Raw genomic sequence first — 23,708 nt, forward strand, 5'->3', positions numbered from 1 at the left:
CTATTCCGACGAATCCCCAAGCCCGATTCCTTCATACTGAAAGCCCATCTCCCTTAATTGACCGGCATCCCATACATTCCGGGTATCCAGCAGATAGCTTCCCCTCATCCGGGAACGAATCTGCTCCCAATCCGGTTCGATGTACTCTTGCCAATGGGTTAGAAGGACGAGTGCATCCGAACGGTCCGCCGTTTCCTCTAACGATGTGCAGTACCGGACAGGCAAATCGGGGTTCACTCTCCGGAACATGGGAATGCCTTGGGGATCATGGGCTTTAATATCCGCCCCAAGCTCCGCCAGCTGCCGGATAATAGAAGCCGCCTGGGTTATCCGCGCGTCATCGGTATCCGGCTTGAAGGTCAAACCCAGGATCCCTACCGTCTTGCCGTACAAACTTCTCAGCCGGCGGCGGATCTTGGCGACCACGTAACGATGCATCGCCTGATTGGCTTCTACGGCCGCTCGCACTACCGTCAGCTCGCAGCCATATTTGGCGCTCGTAGCCAGCAGCTCGGACGTATCCTTCGGGAAGCAGCTTCCACTCCACCCGCTGGATACCTGCAGAAACCGGCTGCCGATCCGCGAATCCAACCCCATTCCCCGCGCTACTTCCCTGACATTGGCTCCAAGTGCTTCGCAAACCTGGGCAATTTCGTTAATGTAGCTTATTTTCACCGCCAGGAAAGCGTTGGAGGCATATTTGATCAGCTCGGCGCTCCGCGGATCGGTCTCCATATATGCGCTCCGCGTCTTGTTCCGGGGATAATGATCCTTGAGGAAGGCCTGCAGGGCTTCGGGATAGCGCCGCTCTATGAATGGGAGATACAAGTCTCGCATTATTTCGCCCGACCGCCTGTCGCTCACCCCGACGACGATTCTTTCCGGATGGAAAACATCCTCAACGGCCAAGCCTTCGCGCAGAAATTCGGGATTGCTGACGACGGATACTTGCCTGCCTGCCTCCCATCCTTCGTCTTCCAGCAAGGAAACCGCAAGCCCTGCCGTACCTACGGGCACAGTCGATTTGTTCACAATCACCGTCAGCCTTGCGGGATCCAGGTGCCGTGCAATGGAGGATACCGCTTGACGGTAATAAGTCAAATCGGCCGAGCCCCCGGGAGCCGAGGGAGTTCCGACGCAGATAAACACAGCATCGGCCTCCCGGACGGCTTCATAGGACATCGAGGAGAACAATGTCCTCCCTGCTGTCATCTTTATCAATTCCCCCAGCCCCGGCTCATAGATCGGGCTGTTTCCCAAGGCTATCTGTTCGACCTTCATCCGGTCCATATCCACAACCGTTGTCTTGTAACCTAACGCCGCTAATGCAGCCGCAGTTACGCTGCCCACATAACCGGCTCCGATGCAGACTATCTTCATTCCGCTCCCTCCTTGGACAGGACAGAGCGATAAGCGGCGATCGTCCGTCTGAGGCCTTCTTCTAATGTGACGCTCGGCCTCCAGTTCAACAGCTTAATCGCCTTATCGATACGGGGATTTCGCTGCTTCGGATCGTCCTTCGGAAGCGGCCGGAAGATAATCGGACTATCCGATCCCGCCAGCTTCCGAATCAGCCGGGCCAAATCGAGAATGGAAATCTCCCCGGGATTTCCAAGATTTATGACCTCTCCATCGGCCGCAGCCTCCCTCATCATGGAACGAAGCCCGCGAATCGTATCATCTATATAACAGAAGGAGCGGGTCTGACTGCCATCCCCGTATACCGTCATCGGCTGTGAGGTCAGCGCCTGCGTAACCAGGTTGGAAATTACCCTTCCGTCATCGTTACGCAGAGCGGCCGAATAAGTATTGAATAGCCGGGCGATGGCAACCCGAACTCCCCATCTCGAATAATACTCATAACAGTACACTTCCCCCAGCCGCTTCGATTCGTCATAACAGGCTCTGGGACCCATGGTCGTCACATGCCCGCGGTATTCCTCGGATTGGGGATGAACCTCGGGATCCCCATAAACCTCGCTTGTACTCGTGTACAGCAGCTTGGCGTTCCAAGTTCGTGCGAAATCGAGCATCCGTTTCGTTCCCAGCGTATTTGCGGCAATTGTCTCCAACGGATAAGCTTGATAGAATCGGGGAGATGCAGGGGAGGCCAAATGATAAATCTCCTCTACCCCCTGCACGTTCTCAAGGTCGGCCATTTCCGGCGAAGACACATCCGCATTAATAAACTGGAAGGACGGATGCGCCTCCAGCTCCTGCAGACGTTCCCTTAGACCGGTGCTCAAATTATCGATGGCTATCACCTGATACCCTTCCCGGATCAATTGCCGGGTAAGCTCCGAGCCCAGGAAGCCTGCCGCTCCCGTTACGACTGCTTTCATCCGTTCTCCCCTCTTCCGTCGCCTTCTTCCTCCGTCTGCAGAACGAACCTGCGCAGAAAATGGCGGAATTCCGTTCCAAGCAGCTCCCTGCGGGCGGCAAACTCCACCGTTGCCTTCAGAAATCCAAGTTTATCCCCGACGTCAAACAATCTTCCTTCGTATTGATAAGCTAGTAACGTATGATGCTTCGCCAGCATCTGCAGCGCATCGGTTAACTGAATTTCTCCCCCTGCATCTCTCTGGGTTCGTTCCAGAATTGGAAAAATGTCCGGCTCCAAAATATATCTTCCCGAGATGGCCAAATTCGTCGGCGGATTCTCCATGGGCTTCTCCACCAAGCGATCTGCCGAATAGAGGCGTTCCCCGCACTGTGTTCCGTCTATGATCCCGTACTTCTCCGTTTCCGATGGCAGGACCTGCTCCACTCCCAGACAGGAATGTCCGTGCTGCTCATACACATCGATCAACTGCTTCAGGCACGGAACCGGTGCATCTATGATCATATCTCCCAGCAGGACCGCGAACGGCTCATCCCCGATAAATTTCCGCGCACACCATATGGCATGCCCAAGACCAACTGCCTCCCTCTGCCTGACATAATGGAGGTCCGCTAATTGTGCTACTTCCCTTACTTTATGCAATAACGAATCCTTGCCGCGCTCCGCCAGCAGAAGCTCCAGCTCCAGATTACGGTCGAAATGATCCTCAATGGAACGCTTGCTCTTGCCCGTCACAACGATAATATCCTGGATGCCGGAGGCCGCCGCTTCCTCAATAATATATTGAATAGCCGGCTTATCGACGATCGGCAGCATCTCCTTGGGCATCGCTATCGTGGCCGGAAGAAAACGGGTCCCGAGACCCGCCGCCGGAATCACCGCTTTGCGGACCATGGCTCCCACAGCTTCATCCCTCCTCACAATCCGTAATCAATCAATTCCATACAGTCGACAACAATATGGCTCCGCGGGCATCCGTTTCATAGAACGGATTGAACACTTGACGGTATTGGGGAAAATTCGTCAGGATCATGCCAATCGGGTGGGCCAGATGGGGAAACTGCTTCACATCATCCATCGCAATATATGGAATTCCGAGCCGGACCGCATGGAATAGATCATTGTACGCCGTATCTTCATCATGGCCTCCATCAATCCAGGCGAAGCCGATTCCAGGCTGATGAAACGAAGGCAGGGTAACCCTGGTGTCTCCGAATGTAAAATGAACCCGCACATTGGATTGATGCTGGTTGATCAGATGAACGCAATCCTGGGATTGAGGATTCATATCAAAAGTAAAAATCTCGACCTGACTTACCAAATGCGATAGAACATAAGAAAAATACCCTTTGTTCGTTCCCGTTTCCAGCACTCTCCGAGGGTTTGCCTTCGCCAGAGCATACCGCAGAAATTGCACCTGGGACTCGGCTGTTGCGGGATCGTTATATTCAAGCAGATTTCCTTCCAGTATCGAAGCCTGATTGGCCAGCAAATGATATAGAGGCTGCGCCTTCATGTAATCGACTAAACCCAAAAGGACTCTCCCCTCTCTTATAAATAGAAGCGGTACATTAGGACTTCATTGTGCATAAAAGAGCCGGCTGGAGAAGGTCCTCTGTACAGACGGACACCCGACCTTCGGCCTGAAATGGCATTCTCTGCCTGTCAGCCGGCCCTTCTCCTCCGGCTTCGCCGCATCCTCCTTCGCCCGGACATCGCGGCCGCTCCCGCCTTCCTCGTCGAGCGTACCGAACGGACTCTTCCCTTGCCGCTTCTCGTTCTCCGCGCCCGTCTCCGGGAAATGCCCGCCCGGCGGATTCTTCGTCTTCGCTGACGCAGTTGTCTCTTGGCAAGCCGCGTCACCGGGCTTTCCATTACGGGAGGGGCACCGGCATCGGCTGCAGGCCCGGAATCGGGCTCCGGCAAATAGAACTGCTGCTCCATGGTATACTGATCCGCCTGGGAGTCCGCCATAATAAACGGCGGATGAACGAGCGGAAAGCTCATCGGCACCAGCGGCAGATGCGCAAGCGCGCTATCCGCATCATGCGCATAAGTGGAGCTTCGGCCGAACCCGATGTTGGTTACCAGATTCGCATTGGGCATCACACTCAGCCCGTTCTGCAGCCAACAGGACAAATTCCACTTATAATCCCAAGACAGCACATGCTTGCCGTCCAGGTGGTCCTGATACATCTTATGGAAGAAACGGATGGCATTGGGATCGCTCGTCACACTTTGCAGCCAGCCGTTACGGCTAATCTCGGGCCATAGGCGGAGGGAGTCATCGTAGTGGTTCCAGGCCCTGCGCCAGGTCGCCCAGCCCCAGATATGAAACAAGCGGGAAAAATAATAACTGGCTTCAAGCCGGCCGCGGCCCTTCTGAAAATTGTTGCCGGAGATCATCATAATCCGCTCGTCATTCCGGTACCGGTTCAGCAATTCCTGACAGAACGGAAAAAAAGTCGGATGCGGAAGACAGTCATCCTCCAGAATGATCGCTTCTTCCACCTGACTGAACACCCAGTTTAAGCCAGATGTTATCCGCTGATTCAACCCCAAATTAACCGGGGAAAACAAGGTCGATACTTCACATGGCCAATCCACCCTACTGACAACAGCGCGAGTTGCGGAGCATAACTCCGCTTCGCCCGGCTGGTCAGGACGGGGACCGTCGGCGATCAGAAACAGCTTCGTCGGTCTGGCTGACCGTATGGCGTTGAAAACCTGTTCAGTAACATCCGGTCTTTTAAAAATAAACAGGACTACGGGAACGGTAAGTCGGGACATGTTCATTTCATCGCCTCCCCATGGTTGAAAGTGAAGGCATCCTGCTGATGCCGTTTGGAAGATCCTTCAGCATCGGGAAATCAGGTGGAGATTCTCGCTCCACCTGACGCTTAGCTCCCGAGCTGCGGAGCTTCCCTGGTGAGGCGGCAGGACAAGATTCCAAAAGACAAGGTCTCTTTCTGCTTGCCGCCGGAAGCATTTTTCGAAGGGGATTCAAAGAACATGGAGCTGCTGTAATCTTTGCCTGATTCTCTGGCCAACAGCAGCCGGAGAATATTGGCTGTAGATCGTATGGGCTCCCTGAACGGATATCATTTGATAGTAAGGGTGATCGTCTACCAGCCGGCGCATATAATGCGCTGCCTGTTCGATATCCGGATCGGCCCACACCTGATAAGCCTTGTACGGGCCGTAATCTTGCCCGACCGGGATCAGCCGGTATTGGACGGGGCAAGAATTGTCATGGTTCATAAAATCGACATTGCCCGAATAATAGGTTCCGATAACGGGCTTGCCGAGGAACATCGCTTCAGCCAGCGGCAGGCCGAACCCTTCGGAACGGTGGAGGGAAACGTAACTGTGCGTCAAACTGAACAAGGCATTGATCTCTCTCCGGTCCAGCACCCGCTCCATCAGATGAATGTTCGGCCATCCTTCCGCCGCCCCTCTGAGCTTCGCCAATTCGATCCCCGCGCTGGAAATGATATCGGCATGCGGATTGTTGACCTTGATGACCAGCCCCACCCGCGGATCATTCCGATCGAACGCCCGCTTGAACGCCTCTATCGCTGCAAGAGGGTTTTTCCTCTCGGCGAAGCTGAACGTATCGTACATAGACAGGAACAGGAAGCGATCATGCGGCAGTCCGAAATGGGCGCGTGTCAGTTCATTCGGAACCCTCACCTCGATCGAATGGGGAATGTGGACGACCGGTACGGGTGATTTCTGGGCAATGGACTGCAGTACGAACTGGGACGGTGCCCATACTTCATGAACAAGCCGGAAGCTGTCGCACCATTCGTTGGGGAAGTCGGACAGCTCCCAGTGCCAAACCCCGATGTTCAAATGGTTATGAAAGACTTGCCCGTTATGCATCTGGTACGGCTTGAGAAAATCCGCGTTCATATGGAGCACGTTGACTCTAAAGACAGGCTCGCTCATTTCCTTATGCATCCACGATAAATCCGACGTCCGCGAAGGAGATCCCGGAATCTCGATGATGCCGAAAGGAACCTCTGCGGCCGTCAACGCCCGGGCGGCCGCTCGCAGGCTCTCTCCGATTCCGCTCTCCGCCCTTCCCGTGCCGATCAGATTGACGCCGGCAGGCAGTATAGGCAGCTGATAGCGGCGAACACGGATCCTCCTGCGATGCCCGGACGCCAAGCCTCTGCGCCTTCTGCCGATCAGAAGGCGCCTTCCTTTGCCGGATCCGGCAATGGATCGGCGAATGATATTCCTTCTGCGCCGCTTCCGCTTAAGGCGAGTACGGCGTCCTGCCGACCATTTTCTTGGCTTCAGGATAGCCATTCCGACTCTCTCTCCTTTCTACGATCGCTCTTAAACACGCTCGCGCCAGTAATTTAACAGGTCTTCCATCGTTTGCTCGAACGGAATTTCCGGCTTCCATCCGGTGGCCTGATGGAATTTACTGTAATCCCCAAGCAAAATTTCGACATCCGATGGACGCAGCCGCTCGGGGTCCTGCTGAACGGTAATTTCCTTATTACTGAAGGAAAGCAGAAGATTCAGCATCTCGCGTATGGTGCAGCATTTGCCCGAAGCGATATTGTAGGTCTCCCCGGGTGTTCCTTTCTCCAAAGCGAGCCAATAAGCCCGGACGACATCGCGAACATCGGTAAAATCCCGCTTCGCTTCCAGATTGCCGACCATAAGTACCGGAGGCTTGATGCCTTTCTCGATTTCCGCAATTTGCTTGGCAAAATTCGAGGTTACGAAATTTTCTCCGCGGCGCGGTCCGGTATGGTTGAAGGTACGGGTCGGGATTACCTTCAGCCCGTAGCTTTTGTGGTATTGATAGCCCAAATATTCCTGGGCTACTTTGCTTACAGCATAAGGGCTTAGCGGGCGGAGCGGATTCGTTTCCTTGATCGGCACCTCGTCAGGCTCCACATGCCCGTATTCCTCGCTGGAGCAGGCAATCTGAATTTTGCAGTCCAGATCATGCTTGCGCACCGCTTCAAAGATATTCACCTGTCCGGCCACATTATTGTGGATCGTATCCACAGGCGAATTCCATGAGGTCGGAACAAAGCTTTGTGCGGCCAGATGAAAAATAAGATCCGGCTTAACCTTCGCGAGCAAGGATTCCACCGAAAAAGGATCCCTCAATTCACACTCGACCAATTGAATATCTTTAAGATGACGGATATGGTCCATTCGGCTGCGATTGCGTATCGTTCCCGTCACCTCCACCTGCTTGCCGAGCAAATACTCGGCCAAGTGGCTTCCTACAAATCCCGATATTCCAGTAATCAATGCCTTCATTCTCTCTCGCTTCCTCCTTCTTCTTCGCGTTCCCACTCCTGCAGAACCTGTTTAATGAGCTGCTCATCCGATTTGTGGCATACCAGCAGCCCTTCCCCGGTAGAGACGATGATCAGGTCTGCGGCTCCGATGACGACCGTCTTCGCTTTGTCCGTAAAGACGATGTTGTTGAACGAATGTAAAAATCGGATGGGGCCCTCCGCCAAGTTGCCGTGCTCATCCGTACCGTGAATTCTTTCCAAAGACGTCCACAACCCGACGTCATCCCATTCGAAGTCGACCGGTACCGTCCAGATCGTATCGGCTTTCTCCAGCACCGCGTAATCCACGGATATTTTAGGCAGCTCGGAATAGCCTTCCTTCCAGGTATCCCCCGGCAGGTCTATTCTCTTCCAGATTGATGCTTGATAGAGCTTCATATAATAGGCAATCGTAGAAGGCTTCCAGATGAAAATCCCGCTGTTCCAATACATATTGGGCTGGAGAATCAGCTCCTGGGCCTTCTCGTGAGAAGGTTTCTCGATAAATCTGCGGACCCGCCGGATGCCTTCTGCGCTTTCCTCCGCCTCAATATACCCGTAGCCGGTCTCGGCTCTGGTCGGGATCACTCCAAGCGTAACGATGGCCAAATCGCTTTCCGCTCTCTGCTCGGCCTTCCACAAAGCCTTCATCAGCGCTTCGTCATCGGGAATATATTGGTCGGACGGAGCGGTCACGATCACTTCATCCTCTTCTCTCCTCAAGAAAAAATTCGCCGTCAGAGCTACGCAAGGACCGGTATCCCGAGGGGCCGGCTCCTCGATAATATGGTCCGCGGGCAAGTCCGGGAGCTGCTGCTCTACCAGGGATCGATAGGTTTTCGTTGTAACTACATAAATGCTCTCCCGCGGCAGCCATTTGCGAAACCGTCCGTACGTAACCTGCAGCATTGTTTCCTTCGAGGTGAGGGATAAAAACTGTTTAGGCTTGCGCTCAACACTTCTCGGCCAGAATCGGGTTCCTTTGCCTCCGGCCATAATGACGACCTTCATCCGCAGCTCTCTCCTTTCCATCTGGCAGTTGTTCACAAGTCCCCTAATGAATACATCAAGTTAACTGGCGCAACTCGTAATTTTATGCGACTGATGCTAGCCATGCTTGGAGTGATGTCGAGCCGTCGGAATAGGGGTAAAAGAACTTAAGGGATAAGTGTTACTAGGATACATAGTATGCAGTCTTCTTTTCATATAAATGAAGCAGAAACCTATCTTGAAAAAAATTGGCGGTCGTCCATCCCCTGTTTCATCGGGGCTTATGACCTTGACATCTATCTTCAGGCAATTCTTTCACTAGCAAAAAAAGGGCCGGTCATTTCGTAATTCAACAGGAATCTTTCGTAGAGAAGAATCATAGAATAGTAGAAAATATGGAATTTGCCATTAGAGAGGAAATAGGAGAAGAAGAATAGAGAAAAAGTAAAGGCTTGTCCCCGTAGGATGGAAGGATCTTCCCTGCTCGAGGGAAGCCTCCGCTAAGGACATAAAGTAGAATTCAGCATCTTCGGACTCTGCCGGAAAAACGGCTAGGCTCTGGAAAACGGCGGGAACATGTTCAAGCGGAAGCCTGAAGCCCTTCGGCTCCCTCCGCCATTCCCTGTGCCGCCCCTTCATCGAAGCCCTGCCGGTATCCGAGCTGATAGCCCTGCCAGTAAGGGCCGGTTCTGCGGGGGATGTAACTTCTTGTTCGTTTCGTTCCAAGCCGTCTGCGTCCGCGTGCAGCCTTACCCTTCCGACGGAACATGGACCGGCGGGAGGATAAACCGTTTCTCCGGCGCGCCGTTCTTCTTCTGGCCGGTCTGGCATGAAGCCGTATCGGAGAAGCTTTGCGGCTCCGCAAGCTCCTTCGTCTTGCCCGCATAGAATGAGCTGCCATAGTCATGCGACCTCCTTCTGTAAAATTGAGGCGACAGGCCGCGCCCGTCAGCCCGGCGTTTGTTCAAAGATGATAGTAAAGAGCTGATTCAGCCGCTGCTCGTAGGTGTGCTCATGCAGGGTCCGTTTTAAAGCTCTCAGCGCAATATCCCTTCTTTCCTCCGGCCGGCTTAAATAATAGTTCACCTTCTCGACAAAATCGCTCGGAGAGCTGTAGGTAATGATTTCTTCTCCGGGAACATAGAAGCTTGCAAGGTCGGATCTTTCGTCTGTTAGCTGAAAAGCCCCGCAAGCGGCGATTTCAAATGTCCGCGGGTTGAGGGATACCGCCGGAATTTTCCGGCTGTTGGAATTATAGGACTCATCATCGAAGGCGCGATGCAAATTGATGACGATTTGGGAAGCACAATAGACTTCCGAAGTTTCCTGCGGGCCCATCCATCTGCCCAGCTGAATCTTGCGGCGATACGTACGGAACCGCCTAAGTCGATGCCACCACCAGCCGGACAACAGGAAATTGCGGTGATGAAGATGGGGGAGCACTTGATTGAAGAAGGCGATCCGATTCCAATACCCGGTTCCGATAAAGCTGATCTCCCGGCGCCGGAACGGGTGAACGGGACGCGGCAGGAAAACATCGGGATTGGCCCCCAACGGCAAATAATGGACACGGGAACAGCCCATTTGCTGATAAAACGGGAGACAGCTTTTTTCAAGTGTGAACACAAATTCGTAATAGGGGGCGATTCGGCCTGTAATATCCGTATAATAAGGGTCATCCGTCAGCCATAGCGCTGTTCGGATTCCCCGCGAGTGGATCGTATTCATAACGTCCGGAGGAAGTACCATCCCCTCCAATACCAGCACAAGATCCGGCTGCACCCGATCGATAATGCCGAGAATCGGATCATTAGGCAGAGCCGTTTCGCAATAGGCCGTCATTTTACGCAATGCCGCGGCCACCGCCTCGTCCAGCGGAGAGTAGGGGAAGCCTTTGCCGCTTGTTACGAACAGAACCCGCTTGTTCCATAACCGCGGTTGGTGCATCGCGGCGAACTGCTGCTTGACCGCCAATGCTCTTCCATAGTGGCGACCTTCTATAAGTCCTTGCTGATAACCGATCATTCTTCCCGCAGTATAACGAGGCTGGGCCCTTCCCGGCGAACGTCTCATGATGTCACCTCCGATCGTTTATTTGCTGACTCGAGTCTATCGCCGAATACCGTCGTTAACAGCTGAATCAGCCGATGGCGGTAAGTATGCTCCTTCATGGTTCGGTGTAACCCGCGCAGCGCTACTTCCCGCCGTCGGTCTTCATGATTTAAATAATATTCCACTTTCTCGATCCATTCCTGTGCGGATGTATAAGTTTCTATCTCGCTGCCGGGAATATAGAAATCGTTCAGGTCCTGGCGAATATCGGTGAGCTGCAGAGTCCCGCAGGCCGCCATCTCAAATGTCCGCGGGTTGACGGACAGCGCGGGAAGCCGGCGGGAATTTTTATTATGCTGGCTGTCTTCCGCAGCCCGGTGGAGATTGACGACGATCTTGGCTCCGCTATAATAGGCCGCTGTCTGCTCGAAGGGCGTTCCTGCAAGCGTAATCCGATGCTTTAACCGCGGATAGGCTTTGAGCCTCGTCCAGAGACCTCCCGAAATCATCACTTTCTTCCCGGTCAAGTATCGGCTGATTTGATCGAAGAAGGAGATCCGGTTCCAGAATCCGGTGCCGATAAAACAAATATCCGTCCGGTACTCGCTGCCTACAGGCTGAGGGTAGAACACCTTGCGGCTGGCCGCCAACGGCAAATAGTGCACATTTGGACAGCCAAGGCCTTGGTAGAAGGGAACACAGCCCATTTCATGCGTAAATACATAATCATATAAAGGGGCGATTTGGGAGGAGACGTCCGTGAAATACGGATCGTCGGCGAACCATACCGCGGTTTTCACCCCGTATTGCTTTAGTGCCTGCGCCTGCTCGGGGGGAAAAGCATGAACTCCGTTCAAGACGAGGACCAAATCAGGAGCAAGACCTGCAATATAGGCCGCCGCGTCCGCCTGCATCGGATTGACGACCGACACTCGCGAGACCAACGATTCAAGACCGCTGCGAATGCCTTCATTAAGGGCAAACAGCGCCTCGTGAACAAAAACGACATGAAGGTCATACAAAATTTCGGATGGGTCCGGAACCTGTTCCATCACCTTCCGGCAGCGGCCGTAATGATAACCGTCGCTCCATCCGTCTGCATGGCCTGCGCGGAATCCGTCCTCTGTCCGCCCGCCTGCCAAGCGCCTGGTTTTGCCCGTCCTCCTGCGTATGAATGTAGCCTGTCTGCCGCTTCTCATGACATCTGCAGCTCCTTTCCCGAATGTTGTTCTTCTTCCGCGATGCGCCCGGTCCGTTAGAACCGGCAGCCTCACTCTTGCCGTTTAAGCATGTACTTGGAGGCCTCCTGCAAGGAAGAGAATGTGCCCGCATCAATCCACCAATCGGCCATTACTTCATAGGCAAGAAGCATTTCCTCGGCATACAGGTTGTTAACATCGGATATTTCCAGTTCTCCCCGCTCCGAAGGGACAATTCGCCTTATTCGATCAAATACTCCGCTGTCATACCAATAGATCCCGGTGACGCAATATTCCGAACGGGGATGGTCCGGCTTTTCTTCAATTCGGATAATACGTCCTTCCCTAAAGACGGGGACTCCGTAACGATAGGGCTCATCGACTTTCTTGAGCAGCACCATTGCGCCTTCCCTTTGTTCAAAGCTGCGGACGAAAGGTGTCAGGCTCTCCTCGAATAAATTATCCCCCAGCATAACGACGAATTTTTCCCCTTCCTGAATAAAGGGCCGGGCCAATTCCAATGCATTCGCGATTCCGGCAGCCTCCTCTTGAACCCGATAGGTAAGACGGACCCCCATCTCCGAGCCGCTCCCCAAATACCTGATGAAATCTCCGGCCGCTTCCCGGCCGGTCACCAGCAGAATATCGGTGATTCCCGCTTCGCGCAGCTTCAGTACACTGTAATGGATCATCGGATATTTCCCTACCGGCAGGAGATGTTTATTAACTACCGCCGTCAGCGGCGCCAATCGGGTACCTTTGCCGCCTGCCAGAATAACTCCTTTCATAAGCTTTCCTCCCCTTCATCCGTTATGGTCATGGACTTGACAGGTTGCCTGTCAGGTCCTTCATCAGATAAACCGATGCGGATGAACTCCCCATTTTCGAATAAATTTTCTTCGGTTGATATAAAGCAGTTTGCTCCGCTTCGAATGCCTGCGGAAGCTGGCACTGCCGATATGATGAACATACGCATCCCGGGCAATCAGCAGCCGGTAACCGGCTCTCCTTGCCCGATAACAATAATCATCGTCCTCGTAATAACCGGGAGTAAATCGCTCATCCAATTCCCCGATCCGCTCCCACAGCTCTCTTCTGAATAGAAAGCAGAAGCCGGTCAAGCGCCGGGTGGCCGTACGGATTCCCCTTCTCGCTTCCATATACCGATGAGCCTCGCAGTGGAACTGCTCCATAGAGGCATAGCCCAAGCGGACCTTCTGGCTTCCGCTTACCCGATTGGAGCAGGGGCCGACGATTCCTATATCCGGGGCGCTGTGCAAAGCTTCAAGCAATCGTTCCAGCCATCCGCCGGTTACGACTACATCATTGTTAAGGAGCATCAGGGAGCTTCCCTTCGCCAGCCTCAACCCTATATTGCAAGCGGCCGGAAAACCTCGGTTATCCGGCAGCCCGACATAAGTAAGCTGTTCCTCACGGCAATACTCCGCTGTACCATCGACAGAACCGTTATCCACCACGATCAGCTCATAAGGAGAGGAGGTAGAGGAGCGAATGGACTGAATGCAAGCCGCCAGCAGTTCCCGGCCATTATACGTCGGGATGATGATGCTCGTCATTGTCATGGCCGTTCTCCCCCTGCCACATGCGGCAGATCGTCCGAATCCCGGGAAAGCAGGGGGCCTGGAGGCTCCGACGCACTCCGGGGTTGGAGCGAATGACTGCTAACCTGCAGCTTTTCCTGCTCTCCCGAAGGGGCTTCTGCAGCACCCGCGGCTATGGGTGCCTGTACACTCATACCCAATCGGAGAGCATCAGATAAGGCAGCGCTGGGATCGGCCGCACGACCGTACCCCATCCGCTCGGCAGCCGTCCGAGAGAGGGAGTAGGGGAGGGAGGGGGGACCCGCAGACCCGTTCTGCACGACCATCTCCACCCCGCCGGCAACAGCCAGGATGAGAGGTACGAGAGCTTCGGCCGGAACAGCTTTCTCCGCATCGGCAAAGAGCAGAATGTCGGAGCGGCTGATCCTCGCGCCGGCCTCCCTGGCCTCCGTATCGGATTCCGATGGCGGTTGCGCACGCACAAGGATCGGCCTGGCGGGATGTGCCCGCAGTTGAGCGAACCAAGCGTCATCGGAATGGCGGAGGACGAGAATAATGTCCTCAAGCGGCAGCTTCTGCAGCTCATCCAGGATAGAATGGACAGCCGGATAGGGCTCTTGGACACCTAGAATAGCCGTCGTCCGGCTGATCGCGGAGGCGGGGAAGGGCGGAGCCGGGTGGCGAAGGAGTTTTGCTCTTGCTGTCCGGCTTGCCCTGCTGCCGCGATTGTATTTTCTCAGCCTGGGTGCGATGCCTCTTCTTCTGTTTCTCGAGCCGGTTATTTTCCCCTGCCGTCTGCGTCCCCAGCGGATTGCAGCCTTCCTTGCGCGGGAGCTGAGGACTTGGCGCCGGCCTCTTCTTGTTCGTACTTTTCTTGTCATCTCAACCCCTCACTCATACCGGATTCGGAAAATGTACGGCTCTTTCGGAAGACAACCGCTGCTTGGATTTTCGGATAATGAACCCGGATAATCTAGCCTTTCTGTTAGCCGAACAACTTGTTCGGGCTCAATGGTTTTCATCCCATTGTATGTCTCCGTGAAAGTTGTGTAACGGCACCTGTAACCGGGACTCTTCACATCCTCCAAAAACACAAAAAAAGCCTAACCGTTAGGTTAGGCGCTGCCGAGAATATGAAATTATGCGGAGGACAACTGATGAGGCGCCGACCGGAGAGGCTTGGTCCCCGATCGGCGTTACGGTCACTTAATAAAATCAAGCTGTCTCAATAGCCTCACCAGCATGACCGCCGCCTCCGCTCTGCTTGCCGGCTGCTGCGGTTCGAAGAATCCGTCGGCTCTTCCCTCAATCCATCCGCTCTCTGCCAACCGTTGAACCGCCGGTATGGCCCACAGGTTGATCCTGTCCGTATCCAGGAACTGCGGTATCCGGTTTACAGGACTCTGTGACAAGGCCCTTCCGTCTGCGAATGTCCAAGCACGATGGACCAGGACGGCCATTTCCTCCCGCGTAATCCCCTGATTCGGCCGGAAGCTCCCGTCCTCATAACCAACGACCAGCCGATGCTTCGCAGCGGTTGCCACCGATCGGGAGAACCAGTCTCCGGGCGCGGTGTCTTTAAAGAGCGGCTCATCACCCGCTCCCGCTTCGCTTAACCCGAGCACCCGCACCAGCCATTCCGTAAACTGGGCACGGGTTACCGGAAGCTCCGGCGCGAATTGGTCATTCGCAATCCCTTCCGCAAGGAGTTTGTTTGCCAGCATGATCACATCTTCCTCCGCCCAATGGCCTTCCATATCGCTGAAGGAGCGAGATTGGCTTATCGCCAAATAGAAGCCGCTGCCTATCCGCCTGAAGTCCGCCCCCCATCCTTCCTCCGTCCTCCGGAAGACAGATGGGACGAAGGACAGCCGCTGATCAGCCGGATCATATTGAGCAACAGTGGAACGATCGGGCTCTATGCTCTCATTGGCTATCGGCAAATAATGGCCATAATGCATGCCGATATCCCGCAGTTCGATTACGCGTCCGTCAACAGATGCTGTCGCCGTCCATTGAACGATATCCGACTCCCGCTTCATTCCATGATTCTGCAAATAAATCTCCAAACGTTTAACGAAATTTTCGTCCGCCAGGTTTACCCTGACTGTAAAGACAATGTCCTCTGCCGCAGTACGCAGTTCCTCCTCAATGCCCGGGTCGTTCAACAGCTTTAAGGGGAGGGAAAAGGCAGCGAACCCCGCGTCCAATAGGAGGGTAATGTCCGCATTCCACTCCGTCAGCCTCCGGACGACTTCGCCGCTCCATTCGAACGTAATATCATGCGCGTCGCCTTGGGTTCCCATTTCCAAGTAAGGAGCCTTCTCCGGATTTCTGCTCAGCCAATCCTTCATCCGGACCGGATCGATCTTAACCCGGACCTGAGCCCCTTCTACAAAGTGCGAGATTACATCGCTCCAGCGGGTAACCAGCGGCCAGTAGCCCCCGATCGGATGCGGATCGCGTCCAGGAGACGGGTCAGGCGGATCCGTGGGATCGACCGGGTCCGGAGGATCTGTCGGATCGACCGGGTCCGGAGGATCTGTCGGGTCAACCGGGGCCGGAGGGTCTGTCGGGTCAACCGGGGCCGGAGGGTCTGTCGGATCGACCGGGTCCGGAGGACCTTCACCGGCGGCAGATGTCTTTACCGTAACGCTCGGGCCGCTGCCCGTCCATTTAGAGGCCGCATCCCCTGCCTCAACCCTGAAGCGATATTCGGTTTCGGGCAATAATCCGTCCACTTTGAACGAAGTGGCTTCACCTGGGACTGTATGAGCTTGGTTGGCCGGTGTAAATTTCACTTCACCCTCAAACGGTTTGCCATCCTTATAAATTCGATAGCCCGTGACTCCCAAATCATCCTTCGCCTCCGTCCAGCGCAGAAGCACACTGTCCGGCGCAACTGATTCTGTCGTCAATTCTGCCCCTTCCGGCCAATAGGGGACAGCGGTATCATAAGCCCCTGCCGTAGTTACGACAAGAGGTTCGGGATATCTCGCCGTATTTCCGGCAGCATCTGCCGCCTCCACCTCGATAGTATACGGGGTTTCGAACGACAAACCCGTCACTGTATACATGTTCCCCGGGGAAGAGGACGTTACTCTGCTCTGGCCCTTCAGTTCGCCGTTGACGTAAATAAGATACTTGTGAACTCCTATGTTGTCCGAAGCCTCAGGCCATTTTATCGTGAGCCAGGTCGTATGGATTTTGTCCGCCAGCTCAATCCGGCTTCCGTCCGGAACTACGGGCGGTACTGTATCCTTATGCCCCGTTGTCACCACGTTCAGTCTTATTCCCGCATCCGTCCAGTTTCCTGTGGCGTCCGCCGCCTCCACCCTGAACTCGTAGCTTAAACCGGGAGAGAGGCCCTGAACCGTATATGTATTGGCCGCTTCCCCCATGCCTGTCGCTGTTGAAACGCCAACGATAGTATCGCCCTCAAATATTCTGTATCCCGTTACCTTCACATTATCCTGCGCCGGGATCCAGGTGAGAGTGACGGAGGTATCGTTAACTGCGGGAGCCGTTAATTGGCTTCCCTCCGGCCAGCGAGGCGGCACAGCCGCATCCTCAGAAGCCGTGTTCATGGTTGTCATTCCGCTGAATTCCAGATCGGATGAATTCGTTATGGCCCAAGGATTCTGCAGATCAACGAACACCACGTGGTTAAAGGTGCTGCCGCGCATATAATTGATGTTGGCGGGCTTGGAGCGATAGAAGGTCACGTGGTCGAAATGAATATCCTCGTGAAAGCCCCCGTCTACCCCTGCCACGTTAATCGATTCCTTGGCATAATGGTCGACAGATACGTTATGAACGTAAATGCCCTTAAATTGGGAAGGCCGGTCGGCAGGCTCATATTCAATCGCCGAATTCACGTCAGAGTAAGACGAAGTAAAAATAAAGGCCTGATTCTTGCCGTTTCTCATCGCGGTATCCCGGAACACAATATTCCTTGCTCCGCCGCCGGTAGGAGTACTCGTTTTGGCGCGCAGTCCGACTTCCGTCCTGTCCATTACGTTGTCTTCGGCCAATATATTCTCAATCCAGGCCGCCGTATGGCTTCCCATAACGACGCCACCGTGTCCCTCCCGCATGTAGTTGTTAAAAATCCATGCATTACGCGTAGGCTCCTCCTTCTGTCCTTGAGCCCCTTGTCCGGCGGCAAAATTCATCGAATCATCACCGGTGTCAAAAACGTTGTTGAACACAACCAGATCTTCGCCGCCGCCAAATTCAATCCCATCCGCATTGTTGTCATCGAAGGTAAGCAGCTTGACTCCTCCGACGGTAATGTGATCGGAATCCAGATTAACCAAAGTATGGTTGGACGGATTTAAAGCGGTAAATCCGCCATAGAAAACATTCTCGACACCCCTAAGAGTAATTAGATTGGAGCGTGTCGAATAAGCACCTGCCTGAGTTAAGCCGAGTACATCGCGGGCATAGTTTGTCTGATTTTTGGCCAATACGCCAAACTGCTCGTACGTGGAGTTATTGCCCGGCGGTTGGACTGGGAAATAATCATCATCATACCGAACCGGCGGCAGCCATCCGTTCCCGTCTATCGTGCCTTCTCCGACAATACGGATATTGCGGAGCGTCCCGCGGTCATAAGTATGAGCGTTAATCAGCGAGTAAAAACGAGGTACCGTCGTATAGTTATACAGCATATAGCCGTAGGGGTAATCCTCCGGGTCTTCCGAACCGAGAAGCGTTGCTCCTCTGCTGATTTCCAAAGTCATATCGCTTTTCAACCAGATGGCCCCGGATTTGAAAACACCCGGAGGAATAACCACTTTGCCTCCCGGCGTCGCATCATCGATCGCCGCCTGAATGGCTGCAGTGTTCAATGTCTCGCCGTCACCCACCGCCCCATAATCTTCGATGTTAAATATTTCGGGAACGGCAGCCGTAGTCTGTGTTACCGGATTGCTGGCGGGAGATTCGTTGCCGTCGGCGTCAACCGCGGTCACAGTGAAGGTATAAGCCGTTGACGGAGCGAGACCGGTGACTGTAAAGTTATGCATGGATATCGGCACATGGATTTGCTCTGTATCCTCGGCATAGAACTTGTCGATGAAGCGCCTGGCCGGGGAATGAATCGCCGTGTTCTCATTAGCGGTGCCAATAAATTTTCCATCCTGATAAACGCGGTAATCGCGAATGCCGCTGTATTCCTCCGGCTTTTCCCAAACCAGAATGATGCTTTGCTCGTCATAAGCCATAGGAGGAACCCTTAAATTCATCGGCGCTTGCACAGGCTTCGACGAAATCGGAGAGGCAGCAATTTCTTCCGATGTCCGGCCTTCCACTCCGTTCGTCTCGGCGCTGATTACGAAATAATACGTTCTATTGTTAAGCAGACCGGTATAAGTGTACTCCGTTTCCGCAAGCCCCGAGGCGGCAATCGTATAAGGCCCGCCGGAAACGGTGCTGCTTCTAACCGTATAGGATTCGGCACCCGCTACAGCATCCCAGGACAGTCGGATTTGCTTATCTCCGGCATGGACCGATACTCCGGTCGGTTCCGGCGGGGCGGCTGACGGTGTCGCGGTAACCTCTGCCGCATTCGGTCCTTCTCCCACGGAATTGGATGCGCTCACCGTGAAGTAGTAAGGTGTGCCATTGTTCAACCCCTCTATCGTATAAGAGGTGACCGCCGCATTCTCCGTCCGGTAGAACAAGTCATATTGGCCGGAAGCGGTTCCCGCCTTAACCGTATAGTAGGTTGTTTCGGTGACAGCCCCCCAGCTTAATTCCACGCTGCCGTCCATGGAGCGGGCACGAAGCTCTGACGGCGGGAGGGGAACTGTAACCGGATCGTTCTTATATACCTTGATGTTATCCAGAAAATGGCTGCGATTAGAGCTGCCCGGAGTGTTGGAATCCCATTTCGCTATATCCCGGACTTCGGCGTCGAAGGGCTGATCCGTCAGCATAAGTTCTCCGTCCAGGTAGATGTCCGCACATTGTCGGTCCAGATCAGCAACGATCTTAAGCTTATACCAGGTGTCGGCGCTGTAATTATAAAAAAGGCTATGGGAAGCCGCTGACGCCCTCCGATATGAAAATTGACCGCTGTTTGTTTCAATGCTTACCGCCGTTTTATTGTCCGAGGACTGAAGACGGATAATTCTCATTCCGTTCGTTTTACCCTCATGATGCATGAAATCGGCTTCCAGAATCAGCCTACCGCTCGTCTGCGGGAGGAAGGAGCGGGCCACAGAGGTAGTTCCGGCAGTATCATGAAGATATAGAGCCTTATTCCCCGGATTCGCCGGATCTTCCCTTACCTCAACGTAATTGTCGGCCGTTGGCGGATTCGGGTTAATTATATAGCTGTCTGGAACTGCTCCATCCTCGAAATCATCATTAACTAGATAATCCTCCGCAGCCATAACTGGAGTTACCGCAGTCGGTACCCACACTGTAAACGCATACAAAATAGTCGTGATCACCATCAGCATGGCCAGCCTTCTTTTAAAGATTACGGTCGCTATTTCCCCTCCTGACTCAAATGATTAAATTCTTCATCAGCATAGGAAATAATCCCCATAACATAAATAATCATTTGCTCAGATCTTGTCCATACCAGCCATAGCTACGGAGAAACTGATAATGAACGCATGACCGACTGCCGCCTATCTAATCTGCGGATTATCTATGTAATTGCTAGCTTCAACGGCTGTTTTGAAGATAGCTGCAACATTAGTTACAATAGAAAGGTGACCTACTTCATTCCATGGCCACATACTTTTGCAAATGGAGTGATATTGTGATGACTCACGCACTGTTTTCTCCGCAGGTCCTGTCCATCCTCGTATCGCTGTTCGCGGGCAGCGCCGTCATTGTTCTGAGACTGAGGGCAGCTAACAAACCGACCTCTCTCAAGAAAATCATTATGCCTCCTGTCGGAATGGCAACAGGCTTTTTAATGTTTCTGGCACCCGCATTCCGCATCCCGTGGACATGGGTCGCTGCTGCCTTTCTGGTCGGGGCGCTGCTTTTTTCTTACCCGCTCATCCGTACCTCTAAATTTCATCAGGTAGGCGATGAGATTTATTTAAAGCGATCAAGCATGTTCATTGTCGTTATCATAGGTTTGCTGCTAGTGCGTACTCTACTGCACGATGTTCTGGAGCCTTATATTACTATTTCCCAAAGTGCCGGAATTTTCTTCATTCTGGCGTTCGGCATGCTGCTTCCTTGGCGGGCGGCTATGCTTGTCCAGTACCGCAGGCTGGAACGGAGAGGACAGAAAGCACCGGGGGAAAAAGATTAACAGCACCTTGAATATGTACAGATGGCTTTTATTCATTCCTTAGAGACATGAAGGACTGTGTTATTTTAAAGCCTTCATTATCACGAGTAATCACCTTAATATAACTATAATCGTTGGAATCAATAATCCACACCGTATTCTTGTCCATCGGAACGGCCGTTATTTGCTGGTTTTGCTCCGGCCACCCGCTTATGGTTATGGGGCGGTCAAAGGTCAGGGATGCGGTTACTTTATTGATCGACCAAACCGTTAAGATGGTAAGCCAGATCATCATTATGAGCACAAAGATTCTATTCTTTCTCATATTAACAACCTCCTTTTTATTACCATTTTTTGTAAAAAAGGAATTAACTTCTATATTATTTCTTCTCCTCTCCCTCCATTTTTTTATTAATTATACATTATATTTTCCAGCCCGCAGTACAAGGATCGATAATGTGATCCTTGTTCATTAATTCTATTAAAACACAAGTTTAATTTATTGGGCAGAGTTCATTTCAATGTTTCTTATCTAGAACCGGATCCATCCGCCTTTTATTTACCTATTTGTAGGGACTTCTGCGTTTTAGGGCCCGGCTCCTCCTCCGGCGACCTTTTGACTGTTATCCCGCTTACTCAGGAGCATCATGCCGAGGCCTGTTGCTCTTTGCTCACCCTTTGGACCCCCCTTCACTCAGTTACTCTTACCCAGCCTGTTGCTTCTTCTCTCCTTTTGACTGTTATCCCACTCACTCAGTAGCTTCGTGCCAAGGCCTGTTGCTCTTTGCTCACCCTATGGACCGCTATCCCCTTCGCTCAATTACTCTTGCTCGCCTGTTGCTTCTTCTCTCCTTTTGACTGTTATCCCGCTCACTCAGTAGCTTCGTGCCGAGGCCTGTTGCTCTTTGCTCACCCTTTGAACCGCTATCCCCTTCGCTCAGTTACTCTTGCCCAGCCTGTTGCTTCTTCTCATCCTTTGACTGTTATCCCTACTGCTCAATTTCCTCTCACCGATGGCCCGAAAGGTTCCAAACATATTGATCAGCTCCCCACCATCTTAACACGCTACTCCCGGGGTGAGTTGCCCCTTACACGTGGGTGACCAGACACCATGCCCAGGATAGATACCGATTAAAAATTACAAGGACAGTGGCAAGGCTGAAGGAAAGCAAGTCATAATCTTTTCTGAGTCTAAGGGATAACAGTCAAAAGCATCAATTAAGAGATAAATGTAAATACCGGAAACAACTTTTTTTTCATCTCAAGCAGCTTTCACGAAAAGTTTTATGGGGGTTTGGTAAAAGGGGTTGTTTTGTAATAGGTTGTTTTGTAATAGGTTGTTTTGTAATAGGTTGTTTTGTAATAGGTTGTTTTGTAATAAGGTTTGTAAGTCTGTTCCATGGAACATTTTGCTCCCAAGAAGGCATAAGGGGAGCGTTAGAAACGCAAATTGAATTGGCTATAAATAAATGCAGGCCCACAAATTCTGTCGCAGCATCTGGATAAACAAAAAAAACGACGCCCGGCCAAAGGTTTACCGGGCGTCTTCTCGTTCGTGTGTTATTGGTGGCCGAGGGCAATCCAGGTGATCATTCCATCGAAAGCCGGGCACAGTCTGGTCCGAACAACCTCTATGACAGCCGAGCCGGCCGCCTGCTCTTTCAATACGGCATAGCAGGCCGGATGGTTCGTCATCGCCACGATGGAATAACGATCATCGGAGTAAGCCTGAGGAAGCTTGACGGCGACCTCGACCGAATCTTCCTCCAGCCCGATTCGGAATGGCGCTGCTCCGAACTGCTGCAGGGGAGAGACTGTAGTCGCTTGGGCAGCCAATTCTGGCTGTGCCCCGTCGGACTTGGACGACGGCGAATTCGACGGTTCTCCCGGTCCTGATAGCGGTACATTCTCTGTTGCTTCCAATCCGGATACCAGCGCATCCTTAGTTTCTGCCAACTTCTCATCTTTAGCTTCTTCCATTCCGGGTACCGGTGCCTCCGCATTCACTTCCTCTTCGGAATCGGATGCGGGAACGGCGGGTTCTGCCACAGATTCAAGCCCTTCTTCCAAAGACTCAGCGCCTTGCGCTTCCTCTGTCGAGGAAGTCTCCTGCGGGCCTGCGGCAACTTCCGGTGTTTCCGCCGGAAGGACAGCAGCGGTAACGGTCCGCTGCAGGTTCTCCAGCAGCTCGGGAGCCAAGTGCTCCAGTTGAATGCTGCCCGGCTGGATGTGGATTCCGGCGACGCTTCGTTCAGCAAGCTTCGGGGCCGTCACCGAGCCATCCTTCAGATGCTCCACCGTCACCGCTTCGGGTGCTATATGCTCGGAGCTTATCGCTTCAATGACGATATGCTTGCTGCCAACAGAATCAGTAGAGAGCTTGGGCCCGGTTACTGCTCCATCCTTCAGATGCTCCTCCGTCACGGCCTCGGGCGCTATATGGCCGGAGCTTATCGCTTCGCTGACGATATGCTCGCTGCCAACCGATTCCGCCGCAAGCTTGGGGCCGGTTACCGCTCCATCCTCCAGATGCTCCTCCGTCACGGCCTCGGGTGCTATATGGCCGGAGTTTATCGCTTCGCTGACGATATGCTCGCTGCCAACCGATTCCGCCGCAAGTTTCGGCCCGGTTACCGCTCCATCCTCCAGATGCTCCTCCGTCACCGCTTCGGGTGCTATATGGCCGGAGCTTATCGCTTCGCTTATGATATGCTCGCTGCCAACCGATTCTACTGCAAGCTTGGGGCCGGTTACCGCTCCATCCTCCAGATGCTCCTCCGTCACGGCCTCGGGCGCTATATGGCCGGAGCTTATCGCTTCGCTGACTATATGCTCGCTGCCAACCGATTCTACTGCAAGTTTCGGTCCGGTTACTGCTCCATCCTCCAGATGCTCCTCCGTCACCGCTTCGGGTGCTATATGGCCGGAGTTTATCGCTTCGCTGACGATATGCTCGCTGCCAACCGATTCCGCCGCAAGTTTCGG

18 protein-coding genes are annotated in these 23,708 nt (G+C 53.3%); 1 reads left to right on the plus strand and 17 read right to left on the minus strand.

Annotated elements, in window-relative coordinates; translation table 11 throughout:
* The 15 genes from ACTHRH_RS17850 to ACTHRH_RS17920 form a co-directional block, all read right to left on the minus strand.
* Positions 1–1,380 carry a UDP-glucose dehydrogenase family protein gene (locus tag ACTHRH_RS17850; protein WP_440416855.1) on the minus strand — a complete coding sequence of 460 codons (1,380 nt, stop codon included), beginning with the start codon at positions 1,378–1,380 and terminating at the stop codon, positions 1–3.
* Complete coding sequence (locus tag ACTHRH_RS17855; protein WP_144939919.1) at positions 1,377–2,342, minus strand: SDR family NAD(P)-dependent oxidoreductase; 966 nt, start codon at positions 2,340–2,342, stop codon at positions 1,377–1,379. Before ACTHRH_RS17855 ends, ACTHRH_RS17850 begins: the two co-directional genes overlap by 4 nt.
* Entirely contained in the window at positions 2,339–3,235 is an 897-nt protein-coding gene (gene galU / locus ACTHRH_RS17860; protein ID WP_440416882.1) for a UTP--glucose-1-phosphate uridylyltransferase GalU, read from the minus strand. The genes ACTHRH_RS17855 and galU overlap by 4 nt, the downstream gene beginning before the upstream one ends.
* Positions 3,236–3,275: 40 nt before the next feature.
* Positions 3,276–3,875, minus strand: a complete 600-nt coding sequence (locus tag ACTHRH_RS17865; protein WP_144939921.1) for a class I SAM-dependent methyltransferase — start codon at positions 3,873–3,875, stop codon at positions 3,276–3,278.
* 131 nt (positions 3,876–4,006) lie between these two features.
* Positions 4,007–5,137, minus strand: coding sequence for a glycosyltransferase family 2 protein (locus tag ACTHRH_RS17870; protein ID WP_440416858.1), 1,131 nt, complete (start codon positions 5,135–5,137; stop codon positions 4,007–4,009).
* Between the two features lie 207 nt (positions 5,138–5,344).
* Positions 5,345–6,658 carry a glycosyltransferase family 4 protein gene (locus tag ACTHRH_RS17875; RefSeq protein ID WP_440416860.1) on the minus strand — a complete coding sequence of 438 codons (1,314 nt, stop codon included), beginning with the start codon at positions 6,656–6,658 and terminating at the stop codon, positions 5,345–5,347.
* A 30-nt stretch (positions 6,659–6,688) separates the two neighbouring features.
* Positions 6,689–7,636 (minus strand): GDP-mannose 4,6-dehydratase, encoded by a 948-nt coding sequence (locus tag ACTHRH_RS17880; protein ID WP_144939925.1) that lies wholly within the window; start codon positions 7,634–7,636, stop codon positions 6,689–6,691.
* Positions 7,633–8,667 carry a mannose-1-phosphate guanylyltransferase gene (locus ACTHRH_RS17885; protein ID WP_144939927.1) on the minus strand — a complete coding sequence of 345 codons (1,035 nt, stop codon included), beginning with the start codon at positions 8,665–8,667 and terminating at the stop codon, positions 7,633–7,635. The genes ACTHRH_RS17880 and ACTHRH_RS17885 overlap by 4 nt, the downstream gene beginning before the upstream one ends.
* A gap of 559 nt (positions 8,668–9,226) precedes the next feature.
* Complete coding sequence (locus ACTHRH_RS17890; protein WP_379288215.1) at positions 9,227–9,547, minus strand: hypothetical protein; 321 nt, start codon at positions 9,545–9,547, stop codon at positions 9,227–9,229.
* A 47-nt stretch (positions 9,548–9,594) separates the two neighbouring features.
* Positions 9,595–10,719: a CgeB family protein gene (locus ACTHRH_RS17895; protein WP_440416863.1), complete on the minus strand. Its 1,125-nt coding sequence runs from the start codon at positions 10,717–10,719 to the stop codon at positions 9,595–9,597.
* A complete protein-coding gene (locus ACTHRH_RS17900; protein ID WP_379288217.1) occupies positions 10,716–11,897 on the minus strand; it encodes a CgeB family protein in 1,182 nt (393 codons plus the stop codon). Before ACTHRH_RS17900 ends, ACTHRH_RS17895 begins: the two co-directional genes overlap by 4 nt.
* 71 nt (positions 11,898–11,968) lie before the next feature.
* A complete protein-coding gene (locus tag ACTHRH_RS17905; RefSeq protein ID WP_379288219.1) occupies positions 11,969–12,685 on the minus strand; it encodes a sugar phosphate nucleotidyltransferase in 717 nt (238 codons plus the stop codon).
* 63 nt (positions 12,686–12,748) lie between these two features.
* A complete protein-coding gene (locus ACTHRH_RS17910) occupies positions 12,749–13,480 on the minus strand; it encodes a glycosyltransferase family 2 protein (protein ID WP_379288221.1) in 732 nt (243 codons plus the stop codon).
* Positions 13,477–14,340 carry a hypothetical protein gene (locus tag ACTHRH_RS17915; protein WP_379288223.1) on the minus strand — a complete coding sequence of 288 codons (864 nt, stop codon included), beginning with the start codon at positions 14,338–14,340 and terminating at the stop codon, positions 13,477–13,479. Before ACTHRH_RS17915 ends, ACTHRH_RS17910 begins: the two co-directional genes overlap by 4 nt.
* 321 nt (positions 14,341–14,661) lie before the next feature.
* A complete protein-coding gene (locus ACTHRH_RS17920; protein ID WP_440416866.1) occupies positions 14,662–19,929 on the minus strand; it encodes a fibronectin type III domain-containing protein in 5,268 nt (1,755 codons plus the stop codon).
* Positions 19,930–20,240: 311 nt separating this feature from the next.
* Here ACTHRH_RS17920 and ACTHRH_RS17925 point away from each other — a divergent pair, with 311 nt between their 5' ends.
* Positions 20,241–20,744 carry a CcdC family protein gene (locus ACTHRH_RS17925; protein ID WP_144939949.1) on the plus strand — a complete coding sequence of 168 codons (504 nt, stop codon included), beginning with the start codon at positions 20,241–20,243 and terminating at the stop codon, positions 20,742–20,744.
* A gap of 28 nt (positions 20,745–20,772) precedes the next feature.
* On the opposite strand, the gene ACTHRH_RS17930 is transcribed toward ACTHRH_RS17925, so the two are convergent.
* A complete protein-coding gene (locus ACTHRH_RS17930) occupies positions 20,773–21,048 on the minus strand; it encodes a hypothetical protein (protein WP_144939941.1) in 276 nt (91 codons plus the stop codon).
* Positions 21,049–22,283: 1,235 nt separating this feature from the next.
* Positions 22,284–23,708, minus strand: a 1,425-nt coding sequence (locus ACTHRH_RS17935) for a WIAG-tail domain (protein WP_440416868.1), incomplete at its 5' end; no start/stop codon positions are given.

The organism is Paenibacillus sp. SAFN-117 (assembly GCF_051966115.1).
Taxonomy (GTDB): Bacteria; Bacillota; Bacilli; order Paenibacillales; family NBRC-103111; genus Paenibacillus_L; species Paenibacillus_L residui.

What these genes read in the sequence shown, in the direction of transcription:
- ACTHRH_RS17850 (WP_440416855.1), bottom strand. Translation starts at nt 1,380, where the DNA reads ATGAAGATAGTCTGCATCGGAGCCGGTTATGTGGGCAGCGTAACTGCG.
- ACTHRH_RS17855 (WP_144939919.1), bottom strand. Translation starts at nt 2,342, where the DNA reads ATGAAAGCAGTCGTAACGGGAGCGGCAGGCTTCCTGGGCTCGGAGCTT.
- galU (WP_440416882.1), bottom strand. Translation starts at nt 3,235, where the DNA reads ATGGTCCGCAAAGCGGTGATTCCGGCGGCGGGTCTCGGGACCCGTTTT.
- ACTHRH_RS17870 (WP_440416858.1), bottom strand. Translation starts at nt 5,137, where the DNA reads ATGAACATGTCCCGACTTACCGTTCCCGTAGTCCTGTTTATTTTTAAA.
- ACTHRH_RS17875 (WP_440416860.1), bottom strand. Translation starts at nt 6,658, where the DNA reads ATGGCTATCCTGAAGCCAAGAAAATGGTCGGCAGGACGCCGTACTCGC.
- ACTHRH_RS17880 (WP_144939925.1), bottom strand. Translation starts at nt 7,636, where the DNA reads ATGAAGGCATTGATTACTGGAATATCGGGATTTGTAGGAAGCCACTTG.
- ACTHRH_RS17885 (WP_144939927.1), bottom strand. Translation starts at nt 8,667, where the DNA reads ATGAAGGTCGTCATTATGGCCGGAGGCAAAGGAACCCGATTCTGGCCG.
- ACTHRH_RS17890 (WP_379288215.1), bottom strand. Translation starts at nt 9,547, where the DNA reads ATGGCAGCTCATTCTATGCGGGCAAGACGAAGGAGCTTGCGGAGCCGC.
- ACTHRH_RS17895 (WP_440416863.1), bottom strand. Translation starts at nt 10,719, where the DNA reads ATGAGACGTTCGCCGGGAAGGGCCCAGCCTCGTTATACTGCGGGAAGA.
- ACTHRH_RS17900 (WP_379288217.1), bottom strand. Translation starts at nt 11,897, where the DNA reads ATGAGAAGCGGCAGACAGGCTACATTCATACGCAGGAGGACGGGCAAA.
- ACTHRH_RS17905 (WP_379288219.1), bottom strand. Translation starts at nt 12,685, where the DNA reads ATGAAAGGAGTTATTCTGGCAGGCGGCAAAGGTACCCGATTGGCGCCG.
- ACTHRH_RS17910 (WP_379288221.1), bottom strand. Translation starts at nt 13,480, where the DNA reads ATGACAATGACGAGCATCATCATCCCGACGTATAATGGCCGGGAACTG.
- ACTHRH_RS17915 (WP_379288223.1), bottom strand. Translation starts at nt 14,340, where the DNA reads ATGACAAGAAAAGTACGAACAAGAAGAGGCCGGCGCCAAGTCCTCAGC.
- ACTHRH_RS17920 (WP_440416866.1), bottom strand. Translation starts at nt 19,929, where the DNA reads ATGCTGATGGTGATCACGACTATTTTGTATGCGTTTACAGTGTGGGTA.
- ACTHRH_RS17925 (WP_144939949.1), top strand. Translation starts at nt 20,241, where the DNA reads ATGACTCACGCACTGTTTTCTCCGCAGGTCCTGTCCATCCTCGTATCG.
- ACTHRH_RS17930 (WP_144939941.1), bottom strand. Translation starts at nt 21,048, where the DNA reads ATGAGAAAGAATAGAATCTTTGTGCTCATAATGATGATCTGGCTTACC.